18 protein-coding genes are annotated in these 19,366 nt (G+C 63.6%); 10 read left to right on the forward strand and 8 right to left on the reverse strand.

The window, feature by feature from the left end; all coding sequences use genetic code 11:
* Nucleotides 1-234 precede the first annotated feature (234 nt).
* From ACKLLE_RS26625 to ACKLLE_RS26645, 5 genes are all read right to left on the reverse strand, one after another.
* On the reverse strand, nt 235-1,470 hold the full coding sequence (locus ACKLLE_RS26625) for a saccharopine dehydrogenase family protein (RefSeq protein ID WP_420059540.1): 1,236 nt from the start codon (nt 1,468-1,470) through the stop codon (nt 235-237).
* Nucleotides 1,471-1,496: 26 nt separating this feature from the next.
* Nucleotides 1,497-2,594, reverse strand: coding sequence for a carboxynorspermidine decarboxylase (locus ACKLLE_RS26630; RefSeq protein ID WP_420059541.1), 1,098 nt, complete (start codon nt 2,592-2,594; stop codon nt 1,497-1,499).
* A 259-nt stretch (nt 2,595-2,853) separates the two neighbouring features.
* On the reverse strand, nt 2,854-3,855 hold the full coding sequence (locus ACKLLE_RS26635; RefSeq protein WP_420059542.1) for a hypothetical protein: 1,002 nt from the start codon (nt 3,853-3,855) through the stop codon (nt 2,854-2,856).
* Nucleotides 3,856-3,944: 89 nt separating this feature from the next.
* On the reverse strand, nt 3,945-4,307 hold the full coding sequence (locus tag ACKLLE_RS26640; protein WP_420059544.1) for a hypothetical protein: 363 nt from the start codon (nt 4,305-4,307) through the stop codon (nt 3,945-3,947).
* Nucleotides 4,307-4,924, reverse strand: a complete 618-nt coding sequence (locus ACKLLE_RS26645; RefSeq protein WP_420059546.1) for an NAD(P)H-binding protein — start codon at nt 4,922-4,924, stop codon at nt 4,307-4,309. Before ACKLLE_RS26645 ends, ACKLLE_RS26640 begins: the two co-directional genes overlap by 1 nt.
* A 136-nt stretch (nt 4,925-5,060) precedes the next feature.
* On the opposite strand from ACKLLE_RS26645, the gene ACKLLE_RS26650 reads away from it, so the two are divergent.
* The 4 genes from ACKLLE_RS26650 to ACKLLE_RS26665 all read left to right on the forward strand — a co-directional run bounded on the left by ACKLLE_RS26650 (nt 5,061) and on the right by ACKLLE_RS26665 (nt 8,504).
* Nucleotides 5,061-5,504, forward strand: a complete 444-nt coding sequence (locus ACKLLE_RS26650) for a CopD family copper resistance protein (protein WP_420059547.1) — start codon at nt 5,061-5,063, stop codon at nt 5,502-5,504.
* Nucleotides 5,505-5,582: 78 nt separating this feature from the next.
* Entirely contained in the window at nt 5,583-6,803 is a 1,221-nt protein-coding gene (locus ACKLLE_RS26655) for a putative DNA modification/repair radical SAM protein (RefSeq protein ID WP_009407089.1), read from the forward strand.
* A complete protein-coding gene (locus ACKLLE_RS26660) occupies nt 6,800-7,636 on the forward strand; it encodes a TIGR03915 family putative DNA repair protein (RefSeq protein WP_420059548.1) in 837 nt (278 codons plus the stop codon). Before ACKLLE_RS26655 ends, ACKLLE_RS26660 begins: the two co-directional genes overlap by 4 nt.
* A gap of 166 nt (nt 7,637-7,802) precedes the next feature.
* Nucleotides 7,803-8,504 (forward strand): helix-turn-helix transcriptional regulator, encoded by a 702-nt coding sequence (locus tag ACKLLE_RS26665; RefSeq protein WP_420059549.1) that lies wholly within the window; start codon nt 7,803-7,805, stop codon nt 8,502-8,504.
* Between the two features lie 190 nt (nt 8,505-8,694).
* Here the strand turns inward: ACKLLE_RS26665 and ACKLLE_RS26670 are convergent, their stop codons facing one another.
* A complete protein-coding gene (locus ACKLLE_RS26670) occupies nt 8,695-9,441 on the reverse strand; it encodes a sulfite exporter TauE/SafE family protein (RefSeq protein WP_420059551.1) in 747 nt (248 codons plus the stop codon).
* 304 nt (nt 9,442-9,745) lie between these two features.
* On the opposite strand from ACKLLE_RS26670, the gene ACKLLE_RS26675 reads away from it, so the two are divergent.
* Genes ACKLLE_RS26675 through ACKLLE_RS26685 form a run of 3 tightly spaced genes read left to right on the forward strand, consistent with a single transcriptional unit; the run spans nt 9,746 to nt 13,501 of the window.
* Nucleotides 9,746-11,095, forward strand: a complete 1,350-nt coding sequence (locus ACKLLE_RS26675; RefSeq protein ID WP_420059552.1) for an MFS transporter — start codon at nt 9,746-9,748, stop codon at nt 11,093-11,095.
* A gap of 17 nt (nt 11,096-11,112) precedes the next feature.
* Nucleotides 11,113-12,102 carry a LysR family transcriptional regulator gene (locus ACKLLE_RS26680; protein ID WP_420059554.1) on the forward strand — a complete coding sequence of 330 codons (990 nt, stop codon included), beginning with the start codon at nt 11,113-11,115 and terminating at the stop codon, nt 12,100-12,102.
* Entirely contained in the window at nt 12,089-13,501 is a 1,413-nt protein-coding gene (locus ACKLLE_RS26685; RefSeq protein ID WP_420059555.1) for an aspartate ammonia-lyase, read from the forward strand. Before ACKLLE_RS26680 ends, ACKLLE_RS26685 begins: the two co-directional genes overlap by 14 nt.
* A 132-nt stretch (nt 13,502-13,633) precedes the next feature.
* Here ACKLLE_RS26685 and ACKLLE_RS26690 read toward each other — a convergent pair whose 3' ends face one another.
* Entirely contained in the window at nt 13,634-14,500 is an 867-nt protein-coding gene (locus tag ACKLLE_RS26690; protein ID WP_279900212.1) for a LysR family transcriptional regulator, read from the reverse strand.
* 122 nt (nt 14,501-14,622) lie between these two features.
* Between ACKLLE_RS26690 and ACKLLE_RS26695 the strand changes: the two genes are divergently transcribed.
* The 3 genes from ACKLLE_RS26695 (at nt 14,623) to ACKLLE_RS26705 (ending at nt 17,529) form a co-directional block, all read left to right on the forward strand.
* Nucleotides 14,623-15,333, forward strand: a complete 711-nt coding sequence (locus ACKLLE_RS26695; protein WP_064304161.1) for an AzlC family ABC transporter permease — start codon at nt 14,623-14,625, stop codon at nt 15,331-15,333.
* Complete coding sequence (locus ACKLLE_RS26700; protein ID WP_420059556.1) at nt 15,330-15,638, forward strand: AzlD family protein; 309 nt, start codon at nt 15,330-15,332, stop codon at nt 15,636-15,638. The genes ACKLLE_RS26695 and ACKLLE_RS26700 overlap by 4 nt, the downstream gene beginning before the upstream one ends.
* Before the next feature lie 205 nt (nt 15,639-15,843).
* Entirely contained in the window at nt 15,844-17,529 is a 1,686-nt protein-coding gene (locus ACKLLE_RS26705; RefSeq protein WP_420059557.1) for an MFS transporter, read from the forward strand.
* A 67-nt stretch (nt 17,530-17,596) separates the two neighbouring features.
* Here ACKLLE_RS26705 and ACKLLE_RS26710 read toward each other — a convergent pair whose 3' ends face one another.
* Entirely contained in the window at nt 17,597-19,168 is a 1,572-nt protein-coding gene (locus ACKLLE_RS26710; protein ID WP_420059558.1) for an ABC transporter substrate-binding protein, read from the reverse strand.
* Nucleotides 19,169-19,366 lie beyond the last annotated feature (198 nt).

Raw genomic sequence — 19,366 nt, forward strand, 5'->3', positions numbered from 1 at the left:
CTATGGTGAATTCACCACTGCAATCGCGGGTGAACCCGCTCCCACAAGGTCCCTGCAAATCAAAGAGTTATGTTTTGTTCTATGAGAGCTGGCTTGCCAGCGATAGCGATGGTGAATTCACTACTGCTATCGCTGGCAAGCCAGCTCCCACAGGGGCAGTGTCGGTCCTGAGACATTCATAACGAAAAAGGGGCGCCTTCTCAGGCGCCCCTTTTTTTCACGCAGCGGACTCTATCAAGCCCACGGACGATCGCCGTTCTCATCCTTGACCCGGGTCGGCAGACCCATCACGTCAAGGGCGTGCAGGAACGGTTCGGCCGGCAGTTCTTCGACGTTGACCATGCGCTGCACGTCCCACTGGCCGCGGGCGACCAGCAGGGCCGCCGCCACTGGCGGTACGCCGGCAGTGTAGGAAATGCCCTGGCTGTCGGTCTCGGCGTAGGCTTCCTCGTGGTCGGCCACGTTGTAGATGAAGACCTCGCGCGGCTGGCCATCCTTGGTGCCCTTGACCAGGTCGCCGATGCAGGTCTTGCCGGTGTAGCCGGGGGCCAGCGAGGCCGGATCCGGCAGCACGGCCTTGACCACTTTCAATGGCACCACTTCCAGGCCTTCGGCGGTTTTCACCGGCTGTTCGGAGAGCAGGCCGAGGTTCTTCAGTACGGTGAACACATTGATGTAATGCTCGCCGAAGCTCATCCAGAAACGCACGTTGGGCACGTCGAGGTTCTTCGACAGCGAGTGCACTTCATCGTGGCCGGTGAGGTAGAGATTCTGCGAGCCGACTACCGGCAGGTCGTCGGTACGCTTCACTTCGAACATGGTGTTGCTGGTCCACTGGCTGTTCTGCCAGCTCCACACCTGCCCGGTGAATTCACGGAAGTTGATTTCCGGATCGAAGTTGGTGGCGAAGTACTTGCCGTGCGACCCGGCATTGACGTCGAGAATGTCGATCGAGTCGATGCGGTCGAAATACTGCTGCTTCGCCAGCGCCGCGTAGGCGTTGACCACACCCGGGTCGAAGCCGACACCGAGAATGGCGGTAATGTTCTTCTGCTGGCATTCCTCGAGGTGTTTCCACTCGTAGTTGCCATACCAGGGCGGGGTTTCGCAGATCTTGCCCGGTTCTTCGTGGATTGCGGTGTCCAGGTAGGCGACACCGGTATCGATGCAGGCACGCAGCACCGACATGTTGAGGAAGGCGGAGCCGACGTTGATCACGATCTGCGATTCGGTCTCGCGGATCAGCGCCTTGGTCGCCTCGACATCGAGGGCATTGAGCGAAAAGGCCAGGATGTCGGCGGGTACCTTGAGGCTACCCTTGGCCTTGACGCTGTCGATGATGGCCTGGCATTTGGAGATGTTCCGCGACGCAATTGCAATACGACCGAGTTCGTCGTTGTGCTGCGCGCACTTGTGGGCCACCACCTTGGCGACACCTCCTGCACCAATGATAAGAACGTTCTTCTTCAATTCTCTATCTCTCCTTATCTGCCAGCTCAGGAAAGGCTGGACAGGTAGTCTTCGAAACCGAACTCACGAACCACCTCGACGCTACCGTCGAGTTGTTTCACTACGATGGACGGCATTTTCAGGCCGTTGAACCAGTTTTTCTTGACCATGGTGTAGCCAGCGGCGTCGATGAACGACAGCCGATCGCCGATGGTCAGCGGACGATCGAATTGGTACTCGCCGAAGATGTCGCCGGCCAGGCACGATTTGCCGCAGACCATCCAGGTGTGCTCGCCATCGTTGGGGGCCATCTTGGCGTTGAGGCGGTAGATCAGCAGGTCGAGCATGTGCGCTTCGATCGAGCTGTCGACCACGGCCAGGTGCTTGCCGTTGTACAGGGTGTCGAGCACGGTCACTTCCAGCGAGGCGCTGTTGGTGATCGCCGCTTCGCCCGGCTCCAGGTAGACCTGTACGCCGTAGGTTTCGGAGAACGACTTCAGGCGCGCGCAGAACGCATCCAGGGCGTAGCCTTCGCCGGTGAAGTGGATGCCGCCGCCCAGGCTGACCCACTCGACCTGGTGCAACAGGTGGCCGAAGCGTTCCTCGATGGTGCCGAGCATCTTGTCGAACAGGTCGAAATCGCCGTTCTCGCAATTGTTGTGGAACATGAAGCCGGAGATCTGCTCGATCACGCTTTCAACCTTGACCGGATCCCATTCGCCGAGGCGGCTGAACGGGCGCGCCGGGTCGGCCAGCAGGTAGTCGGAGCTGCTCACCTGCGGGTTGACCCGCAGACCACGGACCTTGCCCTCGGACGCTTCGGCAAAGCGCTGCAGCTGGCCGATGGAGTTGAAGATGATCTTGTCGCAGTTGACCAGCATCTCGTCGATCTCGTCGTCGGCCCAGGCCACGCTGTAGGCGTGGGTCTCGCCGGCGAACTTCTGGCGACCGAGCTTGAGCTCGTAGAGCGAGGACGAAGTGGTGCCGTCCATGTACTGCTGCATCAGGTCGAACACCGACCAGGTGGCGAAGCACTTCAGCGCAAGCAGGGCCTTGGCCCCGGAGTTCTCGCGCACATAGGCGATCTTCTCCAGGTTGCCCAGCAGCTTTTGTTTGTCGATGAGGTAGTACGGGGTCTTGATCACTTCGAGGCTCCGGGTAGGCCAGCCAAAAAAAGAGCCGCATTGTGCCCGTACTCGATACATATCGAAAGGGCGGGATGCGCTTTTGCCGGTATCGATGGCCGGGAAGCGCACGGCGATGGCGTTTTGCTGAATAAGGGGTTGCGAAATGTTACGCGAGGTCTGAGGCGGGTGGGATGACCGTCGGGAAGTTCGCCGGGGTCTGTCTTAATCCCACCTTCGCAATTGCGGATAGCCCTGCAAGCGCGTTGCCATAAAGCGTTCAGGCTTCCGATGGAAGCTTGACCTGGCGATAGCTCAAGGGGAGCCCGAGTGTCTTAGAGAGGAAGTCGAGATAGCTACTGTCGGCTGCGTCGAGCGACGTTCTGCCTACTGCCACCAGTCGGGTGTTCCGATCAGTGTGCGGCTCCCAGTACCAGGCGTACTCCAGCAACTGACCGATTGCCAGGCGCAATACGCGACGGGTCGACAAGTCCGACTTGACTTCAAACAGGATACGCTCGCTGGCGGTGACGACCGTGACGTCCACGTAGTTCTCTTCGCAAACGATCTTCGCGTCTGGATATTCCCGTTCGAGCTCCTGACAAAGTGCGCTGCGAATCATGTCGTGTTCGGGCGAGCATTCGCGCCCCTCCGACCCGTTCCTGAAGTAGTTACGCTGCTGCGGGGGGACGCTCACGCCAATCCTGACAGGACGTTTAACACCCGTTTCAGGCACCACATAGTCCTGATCCGGCGCGATCAATTGGTAACGATTCCAGTGCATGACCGGATCACTGGATGTCGCCAGGGTATCCTCGGGAAACCATTCGACATCTTCCGGGCGAAAGCGGACATTCAGCATGTAACGGGCCCAGTTGGTATTTCCCAGGCTTTCCTTGACACCTTCGACCTTGTCGATCTCCTTCAACATCTGCTTGAACCAGCCATTCCTTTTATAGATTTCCAGCGCGGCATTGCTTTGCGCTTCGTCCAGGAACTCGATATGCCTGATTCTGGCTACGTAACGACGTCCGCGGGGAGTGATCGTGAAAAGAACCACTTCTCCAGCACGTTCTCCAGACTTGAGCCGGGTTTTACGCCCCTTGTTCACACCCTGAAGAAATCCGTACTGCCAACCGCCAATCTGCCACTCGAAGCGGAACAGCCATTCCTCGTGACCGTAACGATGCCGGGAGTAATAAGTCGTCCTGGCCTCCGTTGCGCTCCCGGTTGGATGCTGCCAGTTGGATTCGTTGTAACAAATTCGCGTTATGTAGGTCATTCGGGATATCGTCTGCGGTGATGGCTATTAGACATCGTTGCAGGATGGCAGAACCCAAACGATCAAGCGAGTAGGCGAAAGCCTGATTTCTACCGCGGAGTCCTGCCATGTTTCTGGTCTGGCTCATGGTTTCTGTTCTGCACAGGCCGTCGTCTTTCAAGCAGCAACAAGCGCAAGGCCTTCGCCAGCAAGGCCCCGAGAATGCACCCCGCCGCCGTAGCGATGCCTTGCAGCAGCAGCCCCAGCCCTCTGGCCAGGCTCGGGTCTCCGATGAAATGACCCAGCTCCGGCCACAACGCCAGCCACAGGGCGATAAAGCCCAGCACCAGGTCGTACCAACGCCCGCTTACGCCCGCCGGTCGATAACTTCGTACGAACAGAATGAACGCGCTGAAGGCCATGGCCAGCAGCACCAGCCCGAAGATCTGATGAAGCGCATCGGGGCCGGACATCAATCACGCCCTCCGTTTGCGCCGCGCAAGCGCAGGCACTGATGCCGGTGCAGCCCAAGGCGCAGCTCGTCGAGCAGTGCCTCGGCACAGTCCAGCGCCCGTCGGGCCTCGCTGCCGATGGTCGTGGCCTCGCCACTGAAATCATCGACCCGCAACCCGGCTGCCAATGGCGGCATCTCCACCAGCGTCCAGTCCAGTCCGCTGGCGTCCAGGCTGCGCCGCAGCCCCGCACCCAGGGCTTCGTCGCCGCTGTCGTCGGAGTCCACCAGCCATTCCCAGCGGCCAACCAGGAACAACCCCGGCGCGCCGGCATCACCGAGGGCGAGCGCACCGTCGATCAGGCAACCACAGCGCGCCGGCAGGTCTTCCTGGCGTTCCCCGCCAAGGCAGGCGAATACCGCATCCAGCCCGGCAATCGCCTGCTTGACCGTCTCCACCGACTCCAGGCTGCCCAGCTTGCAGCGCAAGCCGGGACGCGCGGTGATACCGTTGAGATCGTCGAGCAGCGCGCTCACTTCGTGCTGGCGATGCAGCGCGGCGGCGATCAGCGCCTGGCCGAGGCTGTCCAGCGGATTGAACACGCCCAGCTTCAGGCGCGGGGTTTCGAGGTTATGCATCGGGTGCCTCCTGGCGAAGCGGCTGTCGATATGAGATTCGAAATACCGCCCCGGAGCGGAGTTCCACCGGCTTGACGAGCGTCAAGCCCGGAGTGCCCCGGCACGGTTAGTCTGGTCGGCACAATGAGGCCCCGCCATGATCTATCCCGTTCTGCTGACCCTGCACCTGTTCGCTGCCATCGTCTTTATCGGCACCGTGTTCTTCGAAGTGCTGTTTCTCGGCGGGATCCGTCGCCAGTTGCCCGATCGCATGATGATGATGCTCGAACACGCTGTCGGCCAACGCGCCCGGCGGCTGATGCCCTGGGTGTTGCTGGTGTTGTTCGGTGCCGGGGCCGGCATGGTCCGCGAGCGCTACATGGCGCAGTTGGCAACGCCCTGGACGTCGCCCTTCGGCACCTTGCTGGGGGTGAAGATCCTTGTCGCGGTCAGCGTGCTCGGGCACTTCTTCACCGCGCTGTGGCTGATGCGCAGCGGGCGCATGACGGCGCAGGCGGTTCGCTTCATCCATACCAGCGTCTTTACTCATCTGTTGCTGATCGTGGTGCTGGCCAAGGGCATGTTCTATTTGAGCTGGTAAAGGAAAAACAACAGACCCTTGCACTCTGGTCAATCTCGAAATACTGTATGAATATTCAGTATTCGGGAAAGGCTCCCCATGCAACTCATCGCCAAGCTCGGCATCCTCGCCGATGCCGCCAAGTACGACGCATCATGCGCCAGCAGTGGCGCCCCCAAGCGCAGCTCGAAGGGCAGCGACGGGCTTGGCGCGACCAACGGCATGGGCATCTGCCACAGCTATACGCCCGACGGGCGCTGCGTCTCGCTGCTCAAGGTGCTGCTCACCAACTTCTGTCTGTACGACTGCCAGTACTGCGTAAACCGCCGTTCCAGCAACGTGCCGCGGGCGCGCTTCACGCCCGAGGAAGTGGTGCGCCTGACCCTGGATTTCTACCGGCGCAACTGCATCAGCGGGCTGTTCCTCAGCTCAGGCATCATTCGCTCGGCCGACTACACCATGGAACAACTGGTCCGGGTGGCGCGCCTGCTGCGCGAGGAGCATGACTTCCGCGGCTATATCCACCTCAAGACCATCCCCGACGCCGACCCGCTGCTGATCGAGGAAGCCGGACGCCTGGCCGACCGCCTCAGCGTCAATATCGAGCTGCCCAGCGATGCCAGCCTCAAGCGCCTGGCTCCGGAAAAGCAGGTGGCCACCATCCGCCAGGCCATGGGCACCATCCATCGCGGGCAGCAGGCGGTGGCCGGCGAGGCGAGGGCGCCGCGTTTCACGCCGGCCGGGCAGAGCACGCAGATGATCGTCGGTGCCGACACTTCGGACGACCGCACCATCCTGCGCAATGCCGAATCGCTTTATCAGGGCTACGGCCTCAAGCGCGTGTATTACTCCGCCTTCAGCCCGATCCCCGACAGCCCCGATAGCGTGCCCCTGGCTGCACCACCGCTGTTGCGCGAGCACCGCCTGTACCAGGCCGACTTCCTGATGCGCGGCTACGGCTACAAGGCAGGCGAGCTGCTCAGCGAGGCGAGCAACCTTGCCCTGGACATCGACCCCAAGCTGGCCTGGGCGCTGTCCAACCGCGAGGTGTTTCCGGTGGATATCAACCGGGCCGAGCCGGCCCTGCTGGCGCGTATCCCGGGTATCGGCCTGCGCAGCGTACAGCGCCTGGTGGCGCTGCGTCGCGAGCGACGGGTGCGCTACGACGACCTGATCCAGTTGCGCTGCGTGCTGGACAAGGCCAGGCCGTTCATCGTTACCAGCGACTACCGCCCGGCCCTGGCGGAAACCCGCAGCGGCCTGCTGCGTGCCCGTCTGCGTGACCCGGTGGCGCCGGTGCAGATGGGGTTGTGGGGATGATCGCCCTCGACTGCGATGATGACTTCGCCACCTGGCGCGATCAGGCGCGGGTGCTGCTTGGCCATGGCATCGATCCGGCGCAGGTGAACTGGGGGCAGGGCCCGATCCAGGATTTGCTCGCCGTGGCCGATGGCTTGCCCGACGGCCCCGGGCCGTTCCGGGCGAAGGTGCCGGCGGAACTGCTGGCGCAGTTGCAACTGGCCGCCCGATATCGCGGCGAGCAGCGCTGGAACCTGCTCTACGAAGTGCTCTGGCGGGTGGCCCACGGCGACCGCACCGCCATGCTCGCGGGCGATCGCCTGGGCAGTGAACTGCAACGGCGGATCAAGCAGGTCACCCGCGAGGCGCACCATCTGCATGCCTTCGTCCGTTTCGTGCCGTTGCCGGCGGCGGTTGCAGAACAGCTGCAATTGGACCTGGTGGCCTTCCATGAACCTGCCCATGACATTCTCCAAACCGCCAGCGGGCATTTTGCCGAGCGCCTGGGCCGCCAGCGCTGGTTGATCGCCACCTCGCGCGATGGCATTCGTTACGACGGCAGGGACTTTGATTACCGCCGCCAGTGTCCGCCTGAATGGCGGCAGTGGGCGGAGCAGGCCGATGACCCTGATGCGGACCTGTGGCTGACCTATTACCGCCACACTTTCAACCCGGCGCGGGTCAATCCCGATGCCTTGCGCATGCATATGCCGGGACGCTTCTGGCGGCATCTGCCGGAAGGACCGTTGATTCCCCGGCTGGTCGGGCTGGCCAGGCAGGGCAAGCAGCGCGACGGGCAGGCCCAGGAAGTGGCGGAGCAGGGTGGGAAAAGGATTTCGGTGGTGACCCGTTAGCGGGTCTCGTTGTTGAGGGCCTCATCGCTGCGGTGCGGCGGTCCGACAAGCCAGCTCCCACAAGGTCCCCGTGGGAGCTGGCTTGTCGGACCGCCGCACCGCAGCGATGAGGCCCGTAAGGACAACAGAAAAGCTCTTGATTCAACACGGACACGAGGTACCTCACATGCACAAGGCCGACCGCCTGTTCCAACTGGTGAACCTGATCCGCGTTCACCAGCCGATCACCGCCGAGCGCCTGGCCGAACGGATCGGTGTGTCCGTGCGCTCCATCTACCGCTATATCGACGACCTGTCCCTGAGCGGCGTACCGGTCTACGGCACCACGGGTGTCGGCTACGCCCTCGACGCCGCGTTCGAGATGCCGCCACTGCGCCTGAGCCGCATCGAGGTGGACGCCCTGACCCTGGGCATGGAAATGCTCGCCGACAGCGCCGACAACGAGCTCTCCAGTGCCGCGCGCACCTTGCTGAGCAAGGTCGCGGCCAGCGCGCCGCAACAAACCAGCGATCCGCAACAGAGCCCGATCCGCGCGCTGAACAGCAGCACCGCCATGACCCGCGGTCACCTCAGCACCCTGCGCCAGGCCATCGAGCACAAGCGGGTATTGCAGATCACCTACACCAGCCTTGACGGTGCGGTCTCGCGACGCCTGATCCAGCCCATCGGCCTGTTCTACTGGGGTGGCAAGTGGACGGTTGGCAGTTGGTGCAACACCCGCTCGGCCTACCGCGATTTCCGCGTCGACCGTATCGCCTCGATCCTCACCAGCGAGGAACCCTGGCGTGACAGCCCGCAAATCGCCCTGCGCACCTACATGCGCCATCAATCCACGGCCTGGCGTACTGACAGTACGCTGTCAGGATGACCTGCGGATACTGGAGCTTCATCAAACCCAAGGAAGTGTCCTGCCCATGCCCTATGTTCTCGAACTCGCCATTTTCACCGTCAAGCCCGAGCACTGCGCGCGAATGCTGCAACTGCGCGACGGTCTGCGCGAATACCTCGCGTAGGGTTTTCCACGCCGGCGCTACCCGTTGCTGGCCTGTTGGCCTGGCTCAGGCCAGCAGGTTTGGCACCGAGGACACCAGCAAGGCAATGCCCGAGGCGGTCAGCAGACCGAGTACCAACTGACGAAAGCGCACGTCGCTGATGCCGAAGTACAGGCGGGTGCCGAGGAAGGTCGGAACGAGCATGGCCGGTGCGACGATGGCGAACATCGGCCACATGTCCCGGGTAACGATGCCCGAGCCCAGGTAGGTGGCCATGGTCACCAGCAGCATGGACAGGTTGAAGTTCTGGATGATCGAGCGCTGGGTATCGCGATCATAGCCGCGCAGGGTGCACCAGAGGGTCGGCAGGGTGCCAGTGAAGCCACCCAGTCCGCCCATGATGCCGCCCGCGAAGCCGACCCCGCCGTTGGCAATCCGGCCACCGAAGGCAATCACCGGCAAGCGCTTGGCCATCAGCATGATCGGGCACCATAGCACCAGCAGTGTGCCGAGGATCGCCTTGAACCAGTTCATGTCCAGTTGCGGCAGCAGCGCCACCCCGAGGGGAATGCCGAGCAGGCCGCCGACCACGAAAGGCGCCAGTTGCTTGATATCGAAACCACGGCGCACCGAGATCGCCGCCACCACTTGTCCAAGCAAGGCACCGAACACCGCCAGGGTGGCCGCCAGCTTGGGGTCCAGCACCCAGGCCCAGAACGACATGGCAACCAGGCCGAAGGCAAATCCGGAAAGCCCCTGCACGAACCCCGCCACCACGGCACCCACGGCCACTACCAGATAAATCGAATCCATACCTTGCTCTCCTGAGTATTCGCACCATCAAGGTGCGTTTCCTTGTCCCATTATGCTGGGCGGCTGCACTACGGGAAAATCCTAACTTGTGATCGGTTCATGATCAGGCACCCGGGCTGGGTGCCTGCCGCGAACATGAAGATGTGCAAAGAAACCGCTGTCATCAGGAATCACGGCAGCTAGTATCAACAATCCTGATACTCCGATTACACATGCTGTTTCCCTGAATATGCGGCCGTACACTCGAGCGTAATCCGGTCACCCATACCGGTCCCCACAACTAGAACAACAGGTGGAGATACGAATGAGCCAGGTAGCGTTCGAAGACCTTCCGTTGAGCCGTTTTCATATTCGAACGGTTTTCAGCGGAACAGGAGGGCAGTTCAGCGATGGATTCGTGTTGGGCATCATCGGCATCGCCGTGAGCATGGCGGCGGGGCCTTTGCAATTGACCGCGCTATGGATGGGGCTGCTCGGCGCGGCGTCGCTGGCGGGCTTGTTCATCGGCAGTCTGTTCGCCGGTCCGCTGGCCGACAAGTTCGGTCGGCGCACCATCTTCGCCTGGGACATGCTGCTGTTCGCGGTAATCTCCGCGTCGCAGTTCTTCGTCACTTCTCCTGAGCAGTTGCTGGCCTTGCGCTTGCTGCTGGGCCTGGTGCTCGGCTTCGACTATGTCGTGTCCAAGTCGCTGGTCACCGAGTTTGCCCCACGCCGTTATCGCGGGCGTTTGCTAAGCGTGCTGGCGGCAGCCTGGGCGGCGGGTTACGTCGCGGCTTACCTGGTGGGCTTCGCCATCCGCGATATCGGCCCGGATGCCTGGCGCCTGATGCTGGCGTTGAGCGGCGTGCCGGCCTTGCTGATCCTGCCGCTGCGCCTGGGCGTGCCCGAATCGCCGATCTGGCTGATGGCCAAAGGGCGTAGCGCCGAAGCGCTGGCGATCATCCATGCCAGGTTCGGTCCTCACGTGACCTTGCCGGCCGCAGCGCCTGCCATGGCGAAGAAACGCGGTGGCCTCGGCGAACTGATGAGCAGGCGCTGGCGCCGCAATACCCTGGTCGGCTGCGTGTTCTACACCTGCCAGGTGATCCCGTTCTTCGCCCTCGGTACCTTCTCGCCCCGGGTGCTTGAAGCGCTGGATGTGCAGGACAAATTCGTCGGCGGCCTGGTTTACAACGTGTTGTTGATGATCGGCGCGCTGCTCGGCCTGCTGATCATCGACCGGATTTCCCGTCGCGCCTTCCTGGTCGGCACCTTCTACCTCAGCGCCATCGGTCTCGCCGTGCTGGCCTATGGCGGATTCGGCCCCCTGGGCACCATCCTGGCCTTCGGTTTCTTCGCCTGCGTACTGGCGGCGGCCGTGAACCTGGAATTCGTCTACCCACCGGAACTGTTCCCGACCCACCTGCGCGCCTCGGGCATCGGCCTGGCGGTGGCCGCCAGCCGCTTCGGCTCGGCCTTCGCCACGTTCCTGCTGCCGATTGCCGTGCAGCACCTGGGCATTCATGCCGCCCTGGGCGTATGTGTCGCGGTGCTGCTGTTCGGCGGAGTGTTCTGCCATCTGTTCGCCCCGGAAACCAGCCAGGAAGCCTTGGCTGCAGTGAGCCCGGAAGGCGAGGGCGAGCCCGCGCCGCTGGGCTTCGCCGACACCAAGTAACCCGAGAGGAGATGCCCATGCCAGCCGGCAAGCTTATCGATATGTACGCGGTGCAGGTGTTCGTCGCCGTGACCGAGGAGGGCAGCATGTCGGGGGCGGCAAGCCGCATGGGGATTTCCCAGTCGGGGGTGTCGCAGATGGTCCGGCAACTGGAGGACGATCTCGGCGTGATCCTGGTCGATCGCACCACCCGGCCGCTGACCCTGACGCCGTTCGGCCTGGCCTTGCGCAACCGCGGCGCGATCCTTAGCGAGGAGCTGTGCAACCTCAAGGCCCAGGTGCTCGACGCCGGGCGCGGGGTCAAGCCCGACCTGCGCATCGGCCTGGTGGACTCCTTCGCCGCTACCTGCGGTTCGGCCTTTACCCGGCAGATGCTGGAAAGGGTCACGCAGTTGTCGGTACGCACCGGCCTCAGCCCGCAACAGGGCGAGTCGCTGCTGCGCCGTGACCTCGACCTGATCATCACCAGCGACCCCCTGATGGACGCCAACGACGTGGTGCGCTACCGGTTGTTCACCGAGCGCTACTTCGTCATCACCCCGAAGGCACTGGACAAACCGCTGCAGGGTCTCGACGACCTGCGCGCCCTGGCCAACGTGCTGCCGGTGGTGCGCTTTAACCGTCTGTCCCAGGTCGGCCTGCAGATCGAGCGGCATATGCGCGGGCTCGGCGTGCGCATGCCCAACCGCCTGGAACTGGACAACGCCGACGCCCTGACCGCCATGGTCGCCGACGGCATCGGCTGGGCCGTGACCAGCCCCATGTGTTTCCTCCAGGCCTGCACTTGGGTGGAAAACGTCAACGCCCACCTGGTGCCGCAACTGGGCCTGGAGCGCTCGCTGTACCTGGTGGCCCGTCGCAACGAATACAGCGCCTTCTTCGCCGATGCCTGCGAGACGGCGCGCAACGTAATCCTGGACACCTTCCTGCCGCGGCTGAGCGCCTTGGGCAAAGGTGTCGAAACACTGGTAACCATCGATGAGGAAGATTCCCGTGAGTATTTTTGAAAGCGTCGGCGAGCGGATCGAGCAAGACTACGTCGGCGAAGTGCGGATCCCCGCTGGCAAGCTGTACGGCGTCAACACCGTGCGCGGCTTCGACAATCTCAGCGTTTCGCCGCTGAGCATTGCCCACTACCCGGCGTTTCGCGATGCCTTTGCCCAATGCAAATGGGCCGCCGCCCTGGCCAACCTGGACTGCGGGGTGATTTCCCCGGAGCAGAGCGAGGCCATCGTCCTCGCCTGCCAGGACATCATTGCCGGCAACTGCGATGACTCGCTGATCGTCGACCTGCTGGAGGGCTCCGGCGGTACCTCGACCAACATGAACTTCAACGAGGTGGTGGCCAACCGCGCCCAGTTGTTCATGGGGCACGCGGCGGGCAGCTATGACATCGTCCATCCCAACGACCAGGTCAATGCCTCGCAATCGACCAACGATGTCTATCCGGCGGCCTTGAAGATCGCTACTCACGCCATGCTCGAAGGCCTGATCGATGAGGTCCGTCAGCTTGCCGCGCAGTTCGATGCCAAGGCCGTGCAGTTCGCCGATGTTCTCCACCTCGGCCGCACCTGCCTGCAGGATGCCCAGCCGATGCGCCTGGGGCAGTTGTTCTCCGGCTACGCTTCGCTCACCCGTCGGCTTGCCGAAGAGCTGGTCGCGGTGCGTGCCAAGCTGCATACCCTGCCATTGGGCGGCACCGCCATCGGTACCGGTTTCGGTGCCCCGGCGGCCTATCGCGCTGCGGTGTATCGCCATCTGGGCGAGGTCACCGGCGTGGCTTACCAGGCTCCGGAAAACGCCTTCGATGCCATGCAGAACATGGACGTGTTCTCCCGCGTTTCCGCCGAGCTGCGCACCTGCGCGGCGGCCCTGGCGAAGATCGCCAGCGACCTGACCAAGCTGTCTTCCGGCCCGGTCGGCGGAGTCGGAGAACTGAAGCTGCCGGAAGCCCAGGCCGGCTCCTCGATCATGCCGGGCAAGGTCAACCCGGTACTGCCGATGGCCATGATCCAGCTCAGCTTCGCGGTGATCGGCAACGACGTCGCCGTGGCCCAGGCAGTGCAGGCCGGCGAACTGGAGATCAACCATTTCGAGCCGGTGGTGGCCTCGCGGGTGTTCGACAGCATCACCTTGCTTACCCAGGGGATCCAGCGCTTTCGCGAAAAATGCATCGCCGGTATCCAGGCCGATGAGGCGCGCAACCTGGCCCATCTCACCGACTCCATGGCCGTCGCCACCGCGCTGGTACCGCGCCTGGGCTATGCCAAGGTCAGCAAGCTGGCGCGGCAGTCGGTCAATGAGGGACGCTCGTTGCTGGCGATCATGGCCGAGAGCGGAGTGATGAGCGAAGCCGAGGCCATGGCGGCGATCGAGACGGCGTCGCGGCCGGTATTTGAAAGCTGAACGCGGAGGTTCTGCTTGGAAGGTGTTCTCCCGGGCGCTGCCAGGGAGGTTCCTGGTTGATCTTTCGGGCCTCATCGCTGGCGACGGTGCATGCGGACCCTGTGGGAGCTGGCTTGCCAGCGATGAGGCCCTTCAGGTCGCCGCCATCCTCAGGGTCTTGACCAGCAATCCCTGCAACCGGTCCACCGGCTGCGAGCCCTGCGATGCGCGGCTGCGATACACCGCCACTTCCATCGGCTCCAGCGGCCCCAGCCCATGCTCGGCGCCCAGGATCTCCAGGTGCTCCGGCACACTGCAACGGGTCAGCACCGCCACCGCCAGGCCACTTTCCACCGCGGCGATCTGCCCGGCCAGGCTCGAACTGTTGTACACCACCCGGTAATCCCGACCCTGCAATGCCAGCGAGTTGATCGCACAACGCCGCGCCAGGCTGGTGCTTTCGTAGGTGGCGATGGGTAGCGGGTCGCGACGCCAGATGTCGAACTGCGGCGAGCCAACCCAAACCATCGGCTCGTGGAACAGCAAGGTCCCGCGCCGAGGGTGGTCGCGGGAGATCAGCGCCAGGTCCAGGTCGCCCTGTTCGATCCGCGGGATCAGCAAGGTCGATTGCTCGCAGTCCAGCTCGATCTGTACCGCGCCATAACGCAGGGCGAAACGCTTGAGCACCGGGGTCAGGTAGCGCGCGGCGTAGTCGTCGGGTACGCCGAGACGCACCCGCCCGGTCAGTTCGGCGCCGTGGAATGCCTGCTGTGCATCGCTGTGCAGGTCGAGGATGCGCCGGGCGTAACCCAGCAGCACCTGGCCGTCCGGGGTGAGCTGCTGCTGCCGTGCATCGCGCACCAGCAACTGCCGGCCCACGGCAGCTTCGAGCTTCTTCAACTGCATGCTCACCGCCGATTGCGAACGATGGACTTCCGGCGCGGCATTGGACAGCGAGCCGGTATCGACCACCGCTACGAAGCATTTCAGCCAGTCGATTTGCAGGTCCTGCATGGGCATGTACTCCGTTGCATTCGATAAGCGAATGGTTTGCTCGCGTAATATGCGCTTTTCGCTATGACGTGTCTGCCGGATAGTGGCCGGCGTCCGTCCATGCACGATTGAAAAACAGGAGAGTGTTTGTGTTATCGGTAGCCAAAGGCTCCACACAGCTGGGGTACAACGAGATCCGCGACGGCTTCCGGCTGTTGTTGCCGATCTCCCTGTTCGTGGTGGTGTTCGGCCTGGCATTCGGCCTTGCCGCTGCCCAGGTCGGCCTCGACCAAGGCACCATCCTGTGGATGAGCACCCTGGTCTTCGCCGGCGCCTCGCAGTTCGCCGCTCTTGACCTGTGGGGCGCACAGGTGCCGCTGGTGCCGTTGGTCGTCACCGTGTTCGCCATCAACGCCCGCCACCTGCTGATGGGCGCGACCCTGTACCCCTGGCTGCGCGAGCTGCCGGTCGCGCGTCGCTACGGGATCATGCTGGTGGTTTCCGACGCCAACTGGGCCATGTCGATGCAGGCGCTGTCCGCCGGCAAGCCGGGGCTCGGCATCCTCTTTGGCGGCGGCCTGGCGTTGTGGTCGACCTGGATCCTCGGCACCTGGCTCGGCCTGTACTTCGGCAACCTGGTCGCCGACCCGGTGAGCTGGGGGCTGGACATGGTCATGGGCTGCTTCCTGCTGTCCATGGTGGTGGGCGGCAAGAAGGACCTGCGCATGCTGCTGATCTGGGGCGTGGCCGCCGGCTCGGCACTGCTCGCCTACCGCTACCTGCCGGAAAACAGCCACGTGGTGGTCGGCGCCCTGGCCGGCGGTATCGTCGGTGCGATCTGGATGGAGAAGCACAAGTGACTATCGAAACCACGGGCCATGGCCCGCTGATCCTGGTCCTGATCATGGCCGTCGTGACCCTGGCCACCCGCTGGGGCGGGGTCTTCGTGATGTCCTTCGTACCGATCAACTACCGCGTGCAGCAATTCATCGGCGCCATGTCCGGCTCGGTGCTGGTGGCGGTGCTGACACCCCTGGCGGTGAGCGGCGACAACGGTGCCCGGCTAGCCTTGGCGAGCACCGCCGTGGTCATGCTGCTGGTGAAGAAGCCACTGCCGGCGATTGCTGCGGGAATTGCCGCTGCCGCCGTATTCCGCCACCTTTGAACCGTCCGGCGCCCTTATGCGAAGGCGCTGGATTTCCGCCAGCGGCCTATTACGCTTAAACCTGCGTGCAACGCGAGGCCGTCCGCCTGTTCCCCCAGGCCCGGCGCAGTCCGTGATCCGATGTCATCAGCCTTTTGAATGGCCAGAGTGCGTATGGATTTATCAGCGGGATGCTCCGGCCTACAAGAACAATACGGAGAACGTTATGGCGGTCACTTACGGCACTTCAACGCCCACGCCGGGCAGTACGTCCGGCAAAGGCATCACCCAGGACGAACGCAAGGTGATCTTCGCCTCGTCGCTGGGTACGGTCTTCGAATGGTACGACTTCTACCTGTACGGCTCCCTGGCGGCGATCATCGCCAAGCACTTCTTTGCCGGGGTCAATGAAACCACCGCGTTCATCTTCGCTTTGCTGGCCTTCGCCGCCGGCTTTGCGGTGCGCCCGTTCGGTGCCATCGTGTTCGGCCGCCTGGGCGACATGATCGGGCGCAAGCATACCTTCCTCATCACCATCATCATCATGGGCGTGTCCACCGCCATCGTCGGCCTGCTGCCCAGCTACGCCGCCATCGGGGTGGCTGCGCCGATCATCCTTATCACCCTGCGCCTGCTGCAAGGCCTGGCCCTGGGCGGCGAATACGGCGGCGCGGCGACCTACGTGGCGGAACATGCACCACCCGGCAAGCGCGGCTTCTTCACCTCGTGGATCCAGACCACCGCGACCCTCGGCCTGTTCCTCTCGTTGCTGGTGATCCTCGCCTGCCGCACTGCCCTGGGCACCGAAGCCTTCGAGGCGTGGGGCTGGCGGATTCCGTTCCTGCTGTCGATCCTGTTGCTGGCGGTATCGGTGTACATCCGCCTGCAACTGCATGAGTCGCCAGTGTTCAACCGGATGAAGGCCGAAGGCAAGGCGTCCAAGGCGCCGCTGACCGAATCCTTCGCCCGCTGGGACAACCTCAAGGTGGTGATCATGTCGCTGCTCGGCGGCACCGCCGGCCAGGCGGTGGTCTGGTACACCGGGCAGTTCTATGCGCTGTTCTTCCTGCTGCAGACCCTGAAAATCGACCCGCAGACGGCCAACCTGCTGATTGCAGGTTCCTTGCTGATCGGTACACCGTTCTTCGTGATCTTCGGCAGCCTGTCCGACCGTATCGGGCGCAAGAAAATCATCATGGCCGGGTGCATCCTGGCCGCGCTGACCTACTTCCCGATCTTCAAGGGCCTGACCGAGTTCGGCAACCCGGATATCTACACGGCACAGCAGCAGAATCCGGTGACGGTGATCGCGGATCCTGCGCAGTGCTCGTTCCAGTTCGACCCGGTGGGCAAGGCGCGCTTCACCAGTTCCTGTGATGTGGCCAAGAGCCTGCTGGCGAAACGGGCGATCCCCTATCAGAACGAGGTAGGCGAGCCGGGTGCGGTGGCGCAGATCCGCATCGGCAGCAAGATGATGCCGAGCTTCGAAGGCAGCAGCCTGCCGGGGGCAGAATTCAAGGCCGCCAACGACGGCTTCACCGCATCCCTGGGCGCTGCGCTGAAGGAAGCCGGTTACCCGGAAAAAGCCGACCCGGCCAAGACCAACTATCCGATGGTGCTGCTGCTCCTGACCATCCTGGTGATCTACGTGACCATGGTCTACGGCCCGATCGCCGCCTGGCTGGTGGAGCTGTTCCCGGCGCGGATCCGCTACACCTCGATGTCGTTGCCGTACCACATCGGCAACGGCTGGTTCGGCGGTTTCCTGCCGACGGTGGCCTTCGCCATGGTCGCGGCGACCGGTGACATTTACTACGGGCTCTGGTATCCGATCGTCATCGCGGTGATGACGGCGGTGCTGGGGATCTTCTTCATGCCCGAGACCAAGGATCGGGATATCAGTCATACCTGAAGCCTGTACTCGGACCCTGTGGGAGCGGGTTCATCGGAACGCCGAACCCGCTCCCACAGGGTACGCGTCATGCCTTGAGCCACAACTGATCAAACCGCCACGTCGGAAACAGCGTCCTCTCCGCCGCCGCCCCACCCACCCGCTGCGCGAACCCGTCCACCAGGTTCGCATAGCCCCACACCAGCATCCCGCCACGTTCGTACTGGATGCGCTGCGCTTCATGCACCAGTGGCTTGCGCTTCTCCACGTCCGGTTCGGCCAGGGCTTGCAGGAACAGCTCGGAAAACCTTGGATCGTCGAAGTGGGTCTTGTTTGCCACCGATACCGGGGCATCTGCATGCAGGGCGCAGGTGAGGAAGGGCGCGCCGATGCTGCCGCCGGTGCTGAAGGTCCATTCGGTGTGCTGCGGCCCGTTGAAGGTGGCGGCATCCACCTGGCGCACATTGATCCGCACCCCGGCCTTGCGCGCCTGTTCGGCATACACCAGCGCCGACGACAGCGCCACGCCGTCCTGGACGGTGACCAGGTCCAGCTCCAGGTTTTCCTGCCCGGCTTCGCGCAGCAGGGCCCGGGCCTTGTCCAGTTCCTGGCGACGTGGGGGAATGCTGTGGTCGAAGGTCGGGTCGTTGGGTGCATACAGGTCGTTGGCCGGCCGCCCCTGGCCATTGAGCACCCGCGCCACCAGCTCCTCGCGGTTCGCCAGCAGGCGGAACGCCTGGCGTACCCGGGGGTCGTCGAACGGCGCTTTTCGGGTATTCATGTCGAAGCCCAGCCAGTTGCCGGTGACCGATGTCAGCACCTGCAACCGTGGATCCTGTTCGATCAGGCGCAGGTGCTCGGCGGCCAGGGCGTTGGCCATGTCCAGCTGGCCGGCCTTGAGCGCGGCCAGGCGCGAGGTCTGGTCCTTGAAGCCGATGATCTCCAGCTCGTCGGCGTAGGGCCGGCCGGACTTGAAGTAGTTCTCGAAGCGGGTGAACAGCGAGCGCTGGCCGGCGGAGAAACTCTTGAACTTGTACGGCCCGGCGCCCACCGGGTTGGTCACCGGGTGATAGTCCACCGGCACGATGCCGCCGAAATTCACCCAGGTTTCCGGAAGCGGAACGAAGCCGGCGCCGTCCTTGAAGCGCACGCGCAGGGTTCGCTCATCGAGCTTCTGCAGGTTGTCGCGGTCGATCCAGTGCAGCAGCGCGGCGTAGGGCGAGGCCAGTTGCGGGTCGGTGAGGCGGCGGATGGAGAACAGCAGGTCTTCGGAATCGATGGTCTTGCCGTGGTGGAACTCCAGGTCCTTGTGCAGGCGCAGGGTCCAGACCTTGCCGTCCGGGCTGACCTCGGCCTCTTCGGCCAGGGCCAGGCGCGGCAGCATGTTCTCGTCCCATTCCCACAGTTTGCTGTACAGGGCGAAGCCGCGAATGATCCCGCTGCCGACCGGCTTGTGGGCATCGAGGTTGCCGGCCTGGTTGCCGTCGAGGATGCCCAGGCGCAGGCGTCCGCCGTAGCGCGGACCCTGGTCGGCCGCGTGGCTGCCGGGCTGGCTGTCGTCGCCGCAACCGGCCAGCAGGCTGCCGCCCAGGGCCAGGCCGCCGAGGGCGAGGCTGTTGCCGAGGAAGCGGCGGCGGGTGAAAGGAGGATGGGACGTCATGGCGCGGACCTGTGATTGCTGTGTGGGGCAGGGCAGAGCAGGTTTCGCGCCAGATGGCTGGAGGGCCCGGGTTTGCTGGGGTTGGGACAGGTGGGTGGTGGTTCGGGAGCAGTGGGGTGCTGCTGGGGCAGCAGGGGTTCAGCAGGTCGGTCTGCATTGTTTTCACTGGCCTCATCGCGGGGGTAACCCCCCCCCCCC

The organism is Pseudomonas bharatica (assembly GCF_048586865.1).
In the GTDB taxonomy this organism is placed as follows: Bacteria; Pseudomonadota; Gammaproteobacteria; order Pseudomonadales; family Pseudomonadaceae; genus Aquipseudomonas; species Aquipseudomonas bharatica.

Coding starts and splice junctions, on each gene's coding strand:
- ACKLLE_RS26665 (WP_420059549.1), top strand. CDS start 7,803: ATGCACAAGGCCGACCGCCTGTTCCAACTGGTGAACCTGATCCGCGTT.
- ACKLLE_RS26660 (WP_420059548.1), top strand. CDS start 6,800: ATGATCGCCCTCGACTGCGATGATGACTTCGCCACCTGGCGCGATCAG.
- ACKLLE_RS26680 (WP_420059554.1), top strand. CDS start 11,113: ATGCCAGCCGGCAAGCTTATCGATATGTACGCGGTGCAGGTGTTCGTC.
- ACKLLE_RS26675 (WP_420059552.1), top strand. CDS start 9,746: ATGAGCCAGGTAGCGTTCGAAGACCTTCCGTTGAGCCGTTTTCATATT.
- ACKLLE_RS26655 (WP_009407089.1), top strand. CDS start 5,583: ATGCAACTCATCGCCAAGCTCGGCATCCTCGCCGATGCCGCCAAGTAC.
- ACKLLE_RS26645 (WP_420059546.1), bottom strand. CDS start 4,924: ATGCATAACCTCGAAACCCCGCGCCTGAAGCTGGGCGTGTTCAATCCG.
- ACKLLE_RS26705 (WP_420059557.1), top strand. CDS start 15,844: ATGGCGGTCACTTACGGCACTTCAACGCCCACGCCGGGCAGTACGTCC.
- ACKLLE_RS26650 (WP_420059547.1), top strand. CDS start 5,061: ATGATCTATCCCGTTCTGCTGACCCTGCACCTGTTCGCTGCCATCGTC.
- ACKLLE_RS26690 (WP_279900212.1), bottom strand. CDS start 14,500: ATGCCCATGCAGGACCTGCAAATCGACTGGCTGAAATGCTTCGTAGCG.
- ACKLLE_RS26710 (WP_420059558.1), bottom strand. CDS start 19,168: ATGACGTCCCATCCTCCTTTCACCCGCCGCCGCTTCCTCGGCAACAGC.
- ACKLLE_RS26670 (WP_420059551.1), bottom strand. CDS start 9,441: ATGGATTCGATTTATCTGGTAGTGGCCGTGGGTGCCGTGGTGGCGGGG.
- ACKLLE_RS26635 (WP_420059542.1), bottom strand. CDS start 3,855: ATGACCTACATAACGCGAATTTGTTACAACGAATCCAACTGGCAGCAT.
- ACKLLE_RS26640 (WP_420059544.1), bottom strand. CDS start 4,307: ATGTCCGGCCCCGATGCGCTTCATCAGATCTTCGGGCTGGTGCTGCTG.